Origin of the sequence: Streptomyces sp. RG80 (genome assembly GCF_040446465.1) — a bacterium.
Classification (GTDB): domain Bacteria; phylum Actinomycetota; class Actinomycetes; order Streptomycetales; family Streptomycetaceae; genus Streptomyces.
Genome location: NZ_JBEAAJ010000017.1, coordinates 126,675 through 137,737, shown reverse-complemented (window position 1 = coordinate 137,737; position 11,063 = coordinate 126,675). Strand labels below are relative to the sequence as shown.

The following is an 11,063-nucleotide window of genomic DNA, read 5'->3' as shown; positions in this document are numbered from 1 at the left end:
CGCCCATCGCGTCCAGCCGGTCGGCCGCCTACCGACGTGCGACACCTTCCGGCCAGTCTCTGTCAACTAGACTTGAAGAGTTCTTCAATTGGCTAGTTGCATTGTCAGGCAGATCCCAGGGGGAGGTCCGTGGTGGGCGAGTTCGTCGAGGCCGCACGGGAGCGGGTGCGCGCGGCACGCGCCGCGCTCGCGGCTGCCATGGAGGACGAGGACGCCTATGCGGCGGCCGTGGCGCAGGACGAGCTGGACGACGCGTTGCGCGTGGCACGGTGGCACGGCGTCGACGTGGATGACTTCGAACCGGGCGAGGGGTGATCGACGTGCCGGTTCCGCTGTACGAAGCGAAGGCGGAGTTCTTCAGGATGCTCGGGCACCCGGTGCGCATCCGCGTGCTGGAGCTGCTCCAGGACGGGCCGAAGCCGGTGCGCGACCTGCTGGCCGGCATCGAGGTCGAGCCGTCCAACCTCTCCCAGCAGCTGGCGGTGCTGCGCCGCTCCGGGATCGTCACCGCCACCCGCACCGGGTCGACGGTCGTCTACGAACTGGCCGGCGGTGACGTCGCCGAACTGCTCGGCGCCGCTCGGCGAATCCTGTCCGTCCTGCTGGCCGGGCAGCAGGACCTCCTGGACGAACTGCGGCGGACGGAAACGACGCGGTGAGCACTGCGAGGAAGGGCCCTCGGCCAGGGCCCACCGGACCCGATCTCGCCCCCAAGTGGCTCTGGAGCATCGTACGTACGCCCGGTGATGATCAACCATGCTCCGCGGCAGCCTCAGCTCCCCGGAGGCCATTGCTCCGTACACGTTGCCGGGGAGAGAGGACAACCAGAAGTGATCGCTGTTGTGGGGCATCCCGATCTCACCGCGCCCACACTCGCGCTGCTGGAAGAGGAACTGCGTTCCCGCCTGGCCGACTTCGCCCGGGCGGGCAGGGCAGGGCTCGTCCGCGCCGGTCAGGGGATCCCACTCGCGTTCGGCCGCGCCGCGCGCACGGCGGGGCTGACCCTGGTGACCGTGCTGCCCTCACACAACGGCGTCCCCGCACACCTGACCGAACCCGACCGTAGGGCGACCGGTGAGCTGTTGCTGCTGTCACAGCAGGTGCGGCTGCTGGAATACGATCCCGGCAGCCGCGGCTCGTGCGTGACCGCCGACGAGAGTCTGCTCCGGTCCTGCGCCCGCGTGCTGGCGATCTGGGACGGATCGCCGTCGACAAGCCGGGACGCGACGGCGCACCTGGTGGCCTTCGCACGCAGTCACGGAGTCGATGTCGAAGTGCTCTGGCCGCACGGCGCCGAGTGCGAAGACGCCAGCCGGGCGCCGCGCCGACCCGTGAGCCGGCTCGACCACCCTCCCAGTGGTGCGGATCTTGCGCCACAGCCCCATGGCCCCTCCCTGCGACGGTGAGGGCAGGTTCGCAGTGACCCGATCGGCCGTCCGGCGAGTGGCGTTACGGCACTTCTGCGATGCCTTGCTCGGCTTGACCCGGCGATGAAGGCGGCCGCCTCCCGGCACCACGGAGCGCTTTCAACTCCCCGGGAGGCGGCCGCCGATCGAGAGCCGTCGCTATGACGGCGGCTTCCCCTCCCCCTGCGCGGCCTGGAGGTCGGCCAGCAGTTCGGCCTGCCCGGCCAGCACCCCGGACAGGATGGTCCGCGCCACCCGGAGCAGCTCCGCGACGTGCGGGCTCGTCAGCGAGTAGTACACGGCCGAACCCTCCTTGCGGGTCACGACCAGATTCGCCCTGCGCAGCACAGCCAGCTGCTGGGACAGGTGAGCGGCCTCGATGCCGACCTCGGGGAGCATCTCGGCGACCGCGTGCTCGCGCTCGCTCAGCAGTTCAAGGACCCGGATGCGCGCCGGATGGCCGAGCGTCTTGAAGAACTCGGCCTTCAGTTGGTACAGCGGCGTACTCATCGTGCCGTCGCCTCCCCGACCCAACAGCACGGTCGCACCGGCCTGGCCTTCGCGCATCGCATCCACCCACTCGTCACACACATACGACCCATCCTCGCCTGTGGCAACGGCCACGCCGAACCCGCACCGGGGAACCGGACCATCCGAATCCAGCGATGACGACCTAATGAGTTGCTAACATTAGCAACTCCTGAAGTCTTGCGAGGAGGAGCGCGTGAGGATCACCCCGCTGCGCGGCACCGGCGTCCCCTGGCTGAAGTGCCCCGACTGCCGCCTCAAGTGCCACCCCACCGCCGTCGGCGCGGACGGCCGCTGCCCGCGGTGCGGCCACGAAAGCCTGCTCAAGCTGTCCTTCGGCGGCCGTGCCGTACGGTCGGCCGCAGAACCCGACCGGAGCTGACCCGCGCGGAGCGGACCGGCCGGCCAAGGAGGCGGCCCGCCTGGTCGTGGTCGACGTGCTGTCGTTCACCACGGCCGTGAGCGTCGCCATCGCCTGGTTGCGCACCCCGAGCATCCCGTCGCCGTGATCCCGGCGGGCACCCTGGTGTCGGAGCTGAACTCCCGTGGCACTGGCGATCGCCACAGACGAAGACGCCTCAGCCATCGGCCTCCGGCAACCTCGTTCTCGTCGACGCAGAGCACTGCCCTTTATGAGAACAGGCCTCCGGCCGGCCACCCGGTGGTGCGCCACTCGTGACGGCCCTGCACCGGCTGCTGTTCCGTGTGATGTGCGGCGAGCGCGGCCGCCAGATCCGCGTGAATCGGGAGGGGCGGGCAGTCCGCGGCAGGGACGAGGGAACCGTCGGCGGGGATCGCGGCCAGCTCCAGGCTGCGGCCGGCCTCCGCGAGACGCCGTGCGGCCTCGGTGATGGCCAGCTGGCCTTCGGTCGACCAGCTGCGCAGCTCGGTCAGGTCCACGATGACCGGTCCGGTACCGCGGGCCAGAGCCCAGCCGACCGCGCCGGTGAAACGGCGGACGGCGTCCGGGCCGAGGTATCCGGCGACGGAGAGGATGCCGAGGTTCTCCTCGACGGTATAGCGCCAGTCGATGGTCATGAGGCTGAACTTCCTTGCGACGAGGGCCGGGTCGGTGCACCGTCCGGTCAGAGAGGGAGGGTGATCCAGATGCTCTTGCCTCTGCCGTCGGCGTCCGCGCGGACGACCGCGGTGCCACCGAGGCCGAGGACGAGCTCCATGACGGTGCCGAGTCCGCCCGCACCGGCGCCGGTCACCGATCCGTACAGAGGAGGCTGGTAGGGGTGACGGTCGTGGACGGCGAAAGCCAGGCAGTCCGGGCCCGCCGCGTAGATCACCGTGAGCTGCGGGGAGAGGACGGCGGCGTGCCGGACGGTGTTGGTGACCAGCTCGCTCAGGATCAGCAGAGCCGGGCCCACGGCCGAGTGACGCAGGCCGATCCCCCATTCGACCAGGGACAGCTCCGCTGTCTCACGGGCGAAGCGGACGGCGGACGGTTCGCTGGGCAGGATGAGCACATGTCGGTGCGGCAGGGCTTCGAGCTGCGCGGACATCACGCCTCCGCGCGGGCGAGGCGGAAGCCGACGACGGTCTTGGGGTGGATCCGTAGGAGGGTGTCGTGCGGTCCGTGGCTCCAGCCGGTCAAGGTGCGCCGGTGGTGAGCGGCCTCGTCGGGATCGGTGATCACTTCGGAGGGCCCCGAGACCGTGACCGTCCAGCCGGTACCGGCCACGGCACGGATCTCGTCCACCTGGTACGACGCCGTCGCGGGCACCGCCGCAGCCGCGACCGGCGTACGCACGACCAGGCGGCCGTACTCCCACGCGTGGCGGGCGGGCCGCACCACTGTCAGGTCCCGTTGCATGTACACCAGTCGTCCCAGGCTGCTGCCTTCCAGCAGCCACAGGGCCTCCGCTCCGGAGACCTCGACCATGCGATGAGTGACGGGGGGAGTGCTCATCGGAGGGCTTCCTCGCCGGAGGTGCTCGGAGTGCGGATTTGCTGGGCCGGAAGGGCGGGGAGGACGCCGGCCGCCTCCAGGTGGTTGTGGGCAGCCCGGATCGCCTCGGGGGTGGTGTCGTACTCCCGGCCCTCGTGGCGCAGCAGCTCCAGAGCGCCGACCGAGTCGAGGACCTGACGCTGGCCGGGCCGGATCCCGGAGACCAGAACGAGGATGCCGCGCCGCTTCAGCTTCTCCACGGCGTCCTTGAGGACCAGGGCGCCGGTGGCGTCCATCGTCGAGACACGGGACATGCGCAGGATCACGACGCGTACGTCGGCGACCTCGGTCAGCTCCAGCAGGAAGCGGTGGGCGGCGGCGAAGAACAGCGGGCCGTCGATGCGGTACGCCACGATGTGCTCGGCCAGCAGCGCGTGTTCCTCGGCGCTGTGGTCGCCCCGGTCCAGCGGAACCTGGTCCAGGCGCGCCTGCTGGGCCACCGCGCGCAGGGCGAGGGCGCCCGCGACGGCGAGACCGATGATGACGGCGTAGACCAGGTCGAGGGCCAGGGTGGCGAGCGCGGTCAGGACGAGGATCAGCGCATCGGACCGGGTGGCCTTCGCCATCGCCCGCAGCGAGCCGACCTCGACCATGCGAACCGCCGTGGCCAGCAGCACGCCCGCGAGTGCGGCAAGGGGGATCTTCGAGACCAGCGGTGCCGCCGCGAAGACGATCACGGCCAGGATCGCGGCGTGGGTGAGGGCGGCGAGCCGCGAGGCCGCGCCGGTTCGGACGTTGACCGCGGTGCGGGCGATCGCGCCGGTCGCCGGCACCCCGCCGAACAGCGGAGCTGCGAGGTTGGCCAGCCCTTGGCCGAACAGCTCCCGGTCCGGGTCGTGTTTCTGACCCACCGTCATGCCGTCCGCGACGGAGGCCGACAGCAAGGACTCCAGCGCGGCCAGCGCGGCGACCGCCACCGCGGGGGCGAGCAGCGTGCCCACAGAGCCGAGTTCGAGGAAGGACAGCGAAGGCGTGGGCAGTCCGGCCGGCAGGTCACCGATCGGCTTCGCCGCATCCAGCCCGGCGGTCTGGGCGACGATCGTCGCGGCGATCACCGCCACGATGGAGAACGGCACGGTCGGCAGCCGGCGGGCACCGCCCAGCATGACCACGGCCACGCCGACCGCGAGCGCGACCGCCGTCCAGTTCGGGGTGTGCGCGAACTCCTCGAACGCCCGCCAGGTCACGACCAGCACCCGGTCGCTCTCCGGCTTGGGCACACCGAGCGCGTTCGGGACCTGCTGGAGCCCGATCACGCACGCGATACCCAGCGAGAACCCCTCGACCACGGGCGCCGGCACGTACTGCATGTACTTCCCGGCCCGCAACCCGGCGAGGGCGACCAGCATCACGCCGGCCATCAGCCCGACCGTGAGGACACCGCTCGGACCGAACTCGCCCACGATGGGTACCAGGACCACGGTCATCGCACCGGTCGGCCCCGAGACCTGAAGGTTCGATCCACCGAAGAAGGCGGCGAGCGCGCCCGCCACCACGGCGGTGGCCAGACCCGCCTGCGCGCCCAGCCCGGAGGACACCCCGAAGCCGAGCGCGAGCGGCAGCGCCACGATCGCCACCGTCAGCCCGGCCAGCAGATCCCGCCGGGGAGCACGGCCCATCGCCGCGAGGTCGGCCCGGGCAGGCAGCAACGAGACGATCCGCGCCCCGACGCGGCCCCTCCGCGAGGTCATCACGCCGCGACCGCCGCGTCCCGCAGCTCGCCCAGCAGCTCGTTCCGCCCGGCCAGCATCTCCGTGAGGATCCGGCGGGCGGCCCTCATCAGCTCGGCGACGTCGCCGCCGGCCAGCTCGTAGACAACGGTCGAGCCCTCCCGGGTCGCGGTGACGATCCCGGAGCGCCGGAGCACCGCCAGCTGCTGGGACAGGCCGGACGGCTCCACCTCGATCGCCGCGAGCAGTTCCCGGACCGGTCGCGGCCCTTCCTGGAGCAGCTCCAGCACGCGGATCCGTACGGGATGCCCGAGCATCCGGAAGAACTCGGCCTTGGCCTGGTACAGCGGAACGGACACGGCCCCTCGACTTCCCCTGCGGGCCCCGGCGGGGGCGGACGCGAAAGGTTGTGCTCGCTGCCATCTGCGAGTGCAACCAACACAGCATCTAACCAATTGCGAAATTTTGCAATTCCGCATCGGATCACTCCCCTGACGTTCCCGCCGCCTGAGGGGGGAGGAGGCTCAGGCCTTCTTGACCACGCTGGACTTGAGCTGCATCGCCCCGAAGCCCTCGATCTTGCAGTCGATGTCGTGGCCGTCTACCCCGTCGACGAGCCGGATGCCACGCACCTTGGTACCGGCCTTGATACCGGAGGGGCTGCCCTTCACCTTGAGCGCCTTGACGACGACCACGGAGTCGCCGTCCCGCAGCACGTTCCCGACGGAGTCCTTGACGACTCGCTCGCCGGTGACGTCCCCGTCCTCGGCGCCACCCTCGACGGGGACCCACTCGTGGCCGCACTCGGGACAGACCACCAGGGCGTTCATCTCGTAGGTGTACTCACAGGAGCACTTCGGGCAGGGAGGAAGATTCTCGATCATCCCGTCAGGGTAGATCAGCGACCGCACCTCTTCGGCAGACGCGGTGCAGAACTCCAGCACCGCGGATCGATGATCGGCCCGGCATCGGGACAGCCCTGACTGAACTCGCACATGCGGCTGTGACGGTCGGAGCGGCCATGCGTGCCGTGCCGCTGCGGGTGGTGTCGCGTGGCGGCTGCCGTACATGCAGAACGCGGTCCAGGCGAAGGCGCGCAAGGCGGTGCAGGCATCCGCCGAGAAGGCACTGGTCGCGGTGCTCGCCCCGTGGCGGGAGAAGTACCCCGCCGTCGACGTCCGCGCGCTGACGAGGAAGGGCGTCCGGCACAGCAGCTGCTCGACGCCTCGAAGGACGCCGGTCTGCTGGCCGTCGGCTGCAAGATCCGCCCTGCCAGGATCGGCACGCACACCGGTCCGGTCGCGCACGCGGTGATGCATCACGTCCGCTGCCCGGTCGCGATCGTTCCCCACGAGTGAGTCGCCCCTGCGCCGGCAGATGGCCCGGGCAAGGGTCACGACCCCCTCCCCGTGCCTCGACGGACGGGCTTGGGGGCCTCCCCGCGCCAGACCCCGAACCGGTCCTTACTGCTCCTCCACCGGCACTGCCCACACCAGCGTGGTGCCGCCGTCGGATGAGCTGGTCAACTCCAGGTCCCCACCCAACTGCTGAGCCCGTTCCGCCATGTTCCGCAGGCCGCTGCGGCGCCCCTCGGGCGGAATGCCCACGCCGTCGTCGGAGACGGTCAGCCGCACCTCACGCCCGTCGGTCTCCAGCGCCACGTCCGCGCGGCCGGCGTGGGCGTGCCGCGCGATGTTCGTCAGGGCCTCGGAGAGGACGGCCACCAGATGGTCGGCGATCCCCTTCGACACGTGGGTGTCCAGCAGGCCCTCCATCCGCACGCTGGGTGCGAAACCGAGCACCTGCGCCGCCTCGCCGACGATGCGCACCACCCGCGCCCGCAGACCGGGTCCGGCGACGGCACCCTCATGGGAGCGCAGCCCGAAGATCGTCGATCTGATGATCTTGATGGTCTCGTCCAGGTCGTCCACCGCCCGCAGGACGCGCTCCGAGGCCTCCTCGTGCTCGATGAAGCGCCCTGCGCTCTGCAGCGTCATACCCGTGGCGAACAGCCGCTGGATCGCCAGATCGTGCAGGTCACGGGCGATGCGGTCACGATCCTGCAGGACGGCGATCTCCTCGGCGTCCCGGCGGCGCTCCGCCAGTTCCATCGCGATCGCGGCCTGCGCGGCGAAGCCCTGCAGCGGCTCGGTCTCGTCCTCGGAGAACACCCTCTGACCGGCTTCCCGGACCAGCAGCACGACACCTCGTACGCCGTCCTCGCCGGAGCCGACGGGAACGGCCACCGCCGGGCCCAGCCCCGTGAAGCGCGCAGGATTGGCGGGGTTCCTTGCTCCTGCGTCATCCTGACGGCCGGCTCTCTCACCGCGCTCCTCGCGCGAGACGTCCGGGCTGGAGACGGGAGCGGCGTCGGCGAAGGCCCGGCCGATCAGACTGTCGTCGACGGGCAGGACCAGCCCGCGGTGTGCCTCCGCCTCCAGCCCCATGGCCAGCTCCACCGTGAGCGAATCGGTGTCCTCCATCGGCACCGCGACCACGGCCAGCGCCGCGCCCGTGATCTCCCGGGCCCGGTCGGCAATCAGGCCGAGGACCATGCCACGATCGCCGCCGGACATCAGGCTGTGGGTGATCTCCGCGCTCGCCCGCAGCCAGCGCTCGCGCAGTCTGGACTCCTCGTACAGGCGGGCGTTGTCGATCGCGACACCGGCGGCGACGGCGAGCGTGGACAGAACCGACTCGTCCTCCTCGTCGAACTGCGCGCCACCGCGCTTCTCGGTGAGGTAGAGGTTGCCGAAGACCTGGTCGCGTACCCGGATGGGGACGCCGAGGAAGGTGTTCATCGGCGGGTGGTTCGGCGGGAAGCCGTAGGAAGCCGGGTGCTCGGAGAGCTTCGCCAGGCGCAGCGGTTCGGGATGCCGGATCAGCTCGCCGAGGATGCCGTGCCCCTCCGGGAAGGGGCCGATCTCAGCGATCTGCTCGTCGGTGACCCCGACCGTGTGGAAGGCCGAGAGCAGCTTCCCGTCCGGATCGATCACGCCCAGGGCCGCGTACTGGGCATCCACCAGTGCCGCGGCGGCCTCGACGATGCTCCGCAGTGCCTGTTCGAGGTCGAGTTCGCGGCCGACCGAGAGCACCGCCTCCAGGAGGCTGTGCACTCGGTCGCGGGTGCCGCGGGCCGCGTCCAGACGGGCCTGGAGTTCCTCCAGCAACTCGTCCAGCCTCAGCTGGGGCAGCCGTACGCGGGCCTCCCGGGCGTCCTCGGAGCGTCCCACCGATGATCCTCCAAGTCCCTTCACACCGACGGCCCACCATTGTGGCCTGATGCCACGGTATCGGTCAGGGAAAGGAGAACGGCAGCGGGATCACCTGCCGGTACGGCCTCCAGTCCTACGCCGTGAGCCGGGCGGCGACGTACTCGGTGAGGTCGAGCAGCCGGTTGGTGTAGCCCCACTCGTTGTCGTACCAGCCGAAGACCTTGACCAGCTCGCCGTGCGCCTGGGTCAGCGGCGCGTCCAGGACGCAGGAGGCGGGGTCGCCCACGATGTCGCGGGAGACGATCGGGGCGTCGGACACCCTCAGGATGCCCTTCAGCGGACCGTCGGCGGCCTCCCGGAACGCGGCGTTGACCTCGTCGGCGGTCACCGCGCGGTCCAGCACCACGGCCAGGTCGGTCAGCGAGCCGTCCTCCACCGGTACCCGTACGGCGATGCCGTCCAGGGTTCCGGCCAGCTCCGGCAGCACCAGCCCGACCGCGCGGGCGGCACCGGTGGACGTGGGGATGATGTTGACGGCGGCGCTGCGGCCCCGGCGCAGGTCCTTGTGCGGGCCGTCCAGGACGACCTGGTCGTTGGTGTAGCCGTGGATGGTGGTCATGAGGCCCTTGTCGATGCCGAAGGCCTCGTCCAGGACCTTCACCATGGGGGCCACGCAGTTGGTGGTGCACGAGGCGTTCGAGATCACGTGGTGTTCGTCCGGATCGTAGGTGCCCTCGTTCACGCCCATGACGACGGTGACGTCGACCGCCTTGCCGGGCACGGAGAGCAGCACCTTGCGGGCGCCGCCCTTGAGATGCAGTCCGGCGTCCTCGCGACTGCGGAACCGGCCCGTGGACTCGATCACCACGTCCACTCCCAGCTCGCCCCAGGCCAGGGCGGCGGGGTCGCGTTCCGCGGTCACCGTGATGTGGTGGCCGTCCACGGTGAGCGAGGTGTCGTCGTGCTCGACGGTGCGGCCGATGCGGCCGTACGTCGAGTCGAACTCCAGCAGATGGGCCAGCGCGGCCGGCGAGGTGATGTCGTTGACGGCCACCACCTCGACCGGTGTGCCGGTCCCTGTCTCGGCCCGCTCCAGTACGCAGCGCACGTAGTTGCGTCCGATGCGCCCGAAGCCGTTGATGCCTACCCGCACGGTCATGTCCCTCGCCCTCCCGATCGGTTCCCGGCTGTGTCCGGGTTCGATGCCAGCCTGCTGGCCTCGGATCGGGCGGGGTATGGGCCGCACGGGAGCGAGCCGGGGGACGTTCGGCCCAACGGGCCGCGGCCTGCACGTGGGGGTCAGCGGCCTTGCTGCTTGAGCCGGTCCTGGGCCTGGGTGGCGATGACGGCGGCCTGGATGCGGCGCTCGACCCCGAGCTTGGCCAGCAGGCGGGAGATGTGGTTCTTGACCGTCTTCTCCGCGAGGTAGAGGCGTTGGCCGATCTGCCGGTTGGTCAGGCCTTCGCCGATCAGGGCCAGGATCTCCCGCTCCCGGTCGGTGAGGCCCGGCAACGCCTCCGGCTCCTCCTCCTTCTGCTGCCCGCCGCGCAGCCGGGCCATCAGCTTCGTGGTGGCGCTGGGGTCGAGCAGGGACTGGCCCGCGGCGACCGTGCGCACGGCGGAGACCAGGTCGGAGCCCTGGATCTGCTTGAGCACATAGCCGGACGCTCCCGCCATGATCGAGTCCAGCAGGGCCTCCTCGTCGTCGAACGAGGTCAGCATCAGACAGGCCAGCTCCGGCATCTGCGAACGCAGCTCCCGGCACACGGTCACACCGTCGCCGTCCGGCAGACGCACGTCGAGCACCGCGACCTGCGGACGCAGAGCGGGGACGCGCACCAGTGCCTGCTCGACATTGGCGGCCTCGCCGACCACGGTGATGTCCGGTTCGTCGTTCAGCAGGTCGTGCACGCCGCGCCGTACGACCTCGTGGTCGTCCAGCAGGAAGACCCGGATCGGGCTTTCGGTACCGGTCCGCACACCGTCCGCCATCGGAAGCTCCTTGTTCTGCACTCTTCGCCGAAGTCCACTCAACGGACCCGCTTGGCATTCCTGTTCGAGATCCTTCTCGTTTCCGGGCCGAAAGGCCAGGGCCGGTCGGCCCTGATTGCCGCGGGCCGTCACGACCGACGGCCAGCACACTGAGGGCGTGCACAGACCGAGCTCCAGCAGCGCCCCGAGGGCCTACCGGCCCGACCGACGGGACCTCCAGCACCTGCCGCCCCACCGACAGGCGTTCGACGCTGGAAGGGCACCAGCCGACAGAGCGGCCAGAGCCGCAACGCAG

General features: G+C 70.7%; 15 protein-coding genes. 5 read left to right on the top strand and 10 right to left on the bottom strand.

The features are described 5' to 3' along the window. Positions 1–129 precede the first annotated feature (129 nt). The 3 genes from ABKA17_RS43655 (at position 130) to ABKA17_RS43645 (ending at position 1,406) form a co-directional block, all read left to right on the top strand. Entirely contained in the window at positions 130–315 is a 186-nt protein-coding gene (locus ABKA17_RS43655; RefSeq protein WP_353697983.1) for a hypothetical protein, read from the top strand. A 5-nt stretch (positions 316–320) separates the two neighbouring features. Beyond that, a complete protein-coding gene (locus ABKA17_RS43650; protein WP_353697982.1) occupies positions 321–659 on the top strand; it encodes an ArsR/SmtB family transcription factor in 339 nt (112 codons plus the stop codon). 171 nt (positions 660–830) lie between these two features. Then, a complete protein-coding gene (locus ABKA17_RS43645; protein WP_353697981.1) occupies positions 831–1,406 on the top strand; it encodes a hypothetical protein in 576 nt (191 codons plus the stop codon). A gap of 159 nt (positions 1,407–1,565) precedes the next feature. On the opposite strand, the gene ABKA17_RS43640 is transcribed toward ABKA17_RS43645, so the two are convergent. Beyond that, entirely contained in the window at positions 1,566–1,916 is a 351-nt protein-coding gene (locus ABKA17_RS43640) for an ArsR/SmtB family transcription factor (RefSeq protein ID WP_353697980.1), read from the bottom strand. Between the two features lie 214 nt (positions 1,917–2,130). On the opposite strand from ABKA17_RS43640, the gene ABKA17_RS43635 reads away from it, so the two are divergent. Further along, the gene (locus ABKA17_RS43635) at positions 2,131–2,316 is read left to right on the top strand and encodes a hypothetical protein (protein WP_353697979.1); all 186 of its coding nucleotides are present in this window, start codon (positions 2,131–2,133) and stop codon (positions 2,314–2,316) included. A 248-nt stretch (positions 2,317–2,564) separates the two neighbouring features. Here ABKA17_RS43635 and ABKA17_RS43630 read toward each other — a convergent pair whose 3' ends face one another. The 6 genes from ABKA17_RS43630 to ABKA17_RS43605 all read right to left on the bottom strand — a co-directional run bounded on the left by ABKA17_RS43630 (position 2,565) and on the right by ABKA17_RS43605 (position 6,445). Beyond that, positions 2,565–2,972 (bottom strand): STAS domain-containing protein, encoded by a 408-nt coding sequence (locus ABKA17_RS43630; protein ID WP_353697978.1) that lies wholly within the window; start codon positions 2,970–2,972, stop codon positions 2,565–2,567. Positions 2,973–3,019: 47 nt separating this feature from the next. Then, positions 3,020–3,445: an ATP-binding protein gene (locus tag ABKA17_RS43625; RefSeq protein WP_353697977.1), complete on the bottom strand. Its 426-nt coding sequence runs from the start codon at positions 3,443–3,445 to the stop codon at positions 3,020–3,022. After that, on the bottom strand, positions 3,445–3,852 hold the full coding sequence (locus tag ABKA17_RS43620; protein WP_353697976.1) for a pyridoxamine 5'-phosphate oxidase family protein: 408 nt from the start codon (positions 3,850–3,852) through the stop codon (positions 3,445–3,447). The genes ABKA17_RS43625 and ABKA17_RS43620 overlap by 1 nt, the downstream gene beginning before the upstream one ends. Continuing rightward, positions 3,849–5,582 (bottom strand): SulP family inorganic anion transporter, encoded by a 1,734-nt coding sequence (locus tag ABKA17_RS43615; RefSeq protein WP_353697975.1) that lies wholly within the window; start codon positions 5,580–5,582, stop codon positions 3,849–3,851. The genes ABKA17_RS43620 and ABKA17_RS43615 overlap by 4 nt, the downstream gene beginning before the upstream one ends. Next, positions 5,582–5,920: an ArsR/SmtB family transcription factor gene (locus ABKA17_RS43610; RefSeq protein WP_353697974.1), complete on the bottom strand. Its 339-nt coding sequence runs from the start codon at positions 5,918–5,920 to the stop codon at positions 5,582–5,584. The genes ABKA17_RS43615 and ABKA17_RS43610 overlap by 1 nt, the downstream gene beginning before the upstream one ends. Positions 5,921–6,085: 165 nt before the next feature. Further along, positions 6,086–6,445, bottom strand: coding sequence for a zinc ribbon domain-containing protein YjdM (locus tag ABKA17_RS43605; protein WP_353697973.1), 360 nt, complete (start codon positions 6,443–6,445; stop codon positions 6,086–6,088). A gap of 264 nt (positions 6,446–6,709) precedes the next feature. On the opposite strand from ABKA17_RS43605, the gene ABKA17_RS43600 reads away from it, so the two are divergent. After that, on the top strand, positions 6,710–6,919 hold the full coding sequence (locus ABKA17_RS43600) for a universal stress protein (RefSeq protein ID WP_353697972.1): 210 nt from the start codon (positions 6,710–6,712) through the stop codon (positions 6,917–6,919). A gap of 105 nt (positions 6,920–7,024) precedes the next feature. Here the strand turns inward: ABKA17_RS43600 and ABKA17_RS43595 are convergent, their stop codons facing one another. The 3 genes from ABKA17_RS43595 to ABKA17_RS43585 all read right to left on the bottom strand — a co-directional run bounded on the left by ABKA17_RS43595 (position 7,025) and on the right by ABKA17_RS43585 (position 10,768). Then, complete coding sequence (locus tag ABKA17_RS43595) at positions 7,025–8,794, bottom strand: GAF domain-containing sensor histidine kinase (RefSeq protein WP_353697971.1); 1,770 nt, start codon at positions 8,792–8,794, stop codon at positions 7,025–7,027. Positions 8,795–8,909: 115 nt separating this feature from the next. After that, positions 8,910–9,935, bottom strand: a complete 1,026-nt coding sequence (gap, locus tag ABKA17_RS43590; protein ID WP_353697970.1) for a type I glyceraldehyde-3-phosphate dehydrogenase — start codon at positions 9,933–9,935, stop codon at positions 8,910–8,912. 140 nt (positions 9,936–10,075) lie between these two features. Further along, a complete protein-coding gene (locus ABKA17_RS43585) occupies positions 10,076–10,768 on the bottom strand; it encodes a response regulator (RefSeq protein WP_353697969.1) in 693 nt (230 codons plus the stop codon). Positions 10,769–11,063 lie beyond the last annotated feature (295 nt).

Bases quoted from the DNA above. Each gene is read 5' to 3' on its own strand.
- ABKA17_RS43640 (WP_353697980.1), bottom strand. From the start codon at position 1,916: ATGAGTACGCCGCTGTACCAACTGAAGGCCGAGTTCTTCAAGACGCTC.
- ABKA17_RS43630 (WP_353697978.1), bottom strand. From the start codon at position 2,972: ATGACCATCGACTGGCGCTATACCGTCGAGGAGAACCTCGGCATCCTC.
- ABKA17_RS43625 (WP_353697977.1), bottom strand. From the start codon at position 3,445: ATGTCCGCGCAGCTCGAAGCCCTGCCGCACCGACATGTGCTCATCCTG.
- ABKA17_RS43620 (WP_353697976.1), bottom strand. From the start codon at position 3,852: ATGAGCACTCCCCCCGTCACTCATCGCATGGTCGAGGTCTCCGGAGCG.
- ABKA17_RS43615 (WP_353697975.1), bottom strand. From the start codon at position 5,582: ATGACCTCGCGGAGGGGCCGCGTCGGGGCGCGGATCGTCTCGTTGCTG.
- ABKA17_RS43605 (WP_353697973.1), bottom strand. From the start codon at position 6,445: ATGATCGAGAATCTTCCTCCCTGCCCGAAGTGCTCCTGTGAGTACACC.
- gap (WP_353697970.1), bottom strand. From the start codon at position 9,935: ATGACCGTGCGGGTAGGCATCAACGGCTTCGGGCGCATCGGACGCAAC.
- ABKA17_RS43585 (WP_353697969.1), bottom strand. From the start codon at position 10,768: ATGGCGGACGGTGTGCGGACCGGTACCGAAAGCCCGATCCGGGTCTTC.